Source organism: Pseudomonas sp. PS02303, assembly GCF_029959925.1.
GTDB lineage: Bacteria > Pseudomonadota > Gammaproteobacteria > Pseudomonadales > Pseudomonadaceae > Aquipseudomonas > Aquipseudomonas mandelii.
This window is the reverse complement of sequence record NZ_JASCOM010000523.1, coordinates 1-1,288: the sequence shown is the minus strand read 5'-3', so window position 1 is coordinate 1,288 and position 1,288 is coordinate 1. Positions and strand designations below refer to the sequence as shown.

Annotated in this window: 1 protein-coding gene; it reads left to right on the top strand. The window is 63.1% G+C overall.

Annotated features, from left to right (window positions below):
• The first annotated feature begins 90 nt into the window (after positions 1-90).
• On the top strand, positions 91-1,203 hold the full coding sequence (locus QMX98_RS34650; protein ID WP_154912682.1) for a succinylglutamate desuccinylase/aspartoacylase family protein: 1,113 nt from the start codon (positions 91-93) through the stop codon (positions 1,201-1,203).
• Positions 1,204-1,288: the final 85 nt, after the last annotated feature.

Genomic DNA, 1,288 nt, shown 5'->3' with positions numbered 1-1,288 from the left:
CAGCTGCATTTATGTTGACTGACACAACGCTTTCGCGAGCAGGCTCGCTCCCACAGGTGATTTTCGCCGTTCAGCCATTCAGGAGTGACCATGCAACGCATCGACCATCCTCTGCCCTGGAGCCACCTGGGCACCGAACGCACCCTCAGCGTGTTTCGTTACGGCGCGGGTCCTCGCAAGGTTTACATCCAGGCCAGCCTGCACGCTGACGAGTTGCCCGGCATGCGCACAGCCTGGGAGCTGAAGAAACGCCTGGCGGAACTCGAAACCCGGGGCCAGTTGCAGGGCGTGATCGAGCTGGTGCCGGTGGCCAATCCGATCGGTCTTGACCAGCACCTGCAAGGCAGCCATATGGGGCGCTTCGAGCTGGGCAGCGGCAAGAACTTCAACCGCGCCTTCGTTGAACTCAGTACCCCGGTGGCCGCATTGATTGGCGACCAGTTGGGTCAAGATGCGCAGGCCAACATCGCGCTGATTCGCCAGACCATGGGCCAAGTCCTCGACGACTTGCCGGCACCGGCTTCGCAGCTGGAGGCCATGCACCGCCTGCTGCTGCGGCACGCCTGCGAGGCTGACATCACGCTGGACCTGCATTGCGATTTCGACGCGGCGATTCATTTGTATGCGTTGCCACAACACTGGCCGCAGTGGCAATCCCTGGCCGCGCGTCTGAAGGCCGGGGTGGCGTTGCTCTGTGAAGACTCCGGCGGCAGTTCATTCGATGAGTCCTGTTCGTCGCCGTGGCTGCGCCTGGCGCGGGCCTTCCCCGAGGCGGCGATTCCCCCGGCCAATCTGGCGACGACGCTGGAACTGGGCAGCATGGGCGATACGCGAGTCGATCAGGCCCAGGCCAATTGCGAGGCGATTCTGGGGTTCCTCGCCGAGCAGGGTTTCATCACGGGCACCTGGCCTGCGGCACCCAGCGAGTGCTGTGAAGGCATGCCGTTCGAGGGCACTGAATACCTGTTTGCACCGCATCACGGGGTGGTCAGTTTTCTGCGTGATTCGGGTGAGTGGGTGGAGAAGGGCGATGCGCTGTTTGAGGTGGTTGATCCGCTGAGCGACCGCGTGACAACCGTGCGCGCCGGGACCAGCGGTGTGTTGTTTGCGATTGATCGCGGGCGGTATACGCAGCCGGGGACGTGGCAGGCGAAGGTGGCGGGGCGTGAGGTGATTCGGGTGGGGAAACTGGTTAACGACTGAGGGTTGTCGCCATTGCCAAAGGCCTCTTCGCGAGCAGGCTCGCTCCCACAGGTTTGATGTGCGACACACATCCACTGTGGGAGCG

Excerpts from the sequence above, each read along its gene's own strand:
- QMX98_RS34650 (WP_154912682.1), top strand. The coding sequence starts at position 91 with ATGCAACGCATCGACCATCCTCTGCCCTGGAGCCACCTGGGCACCGAA.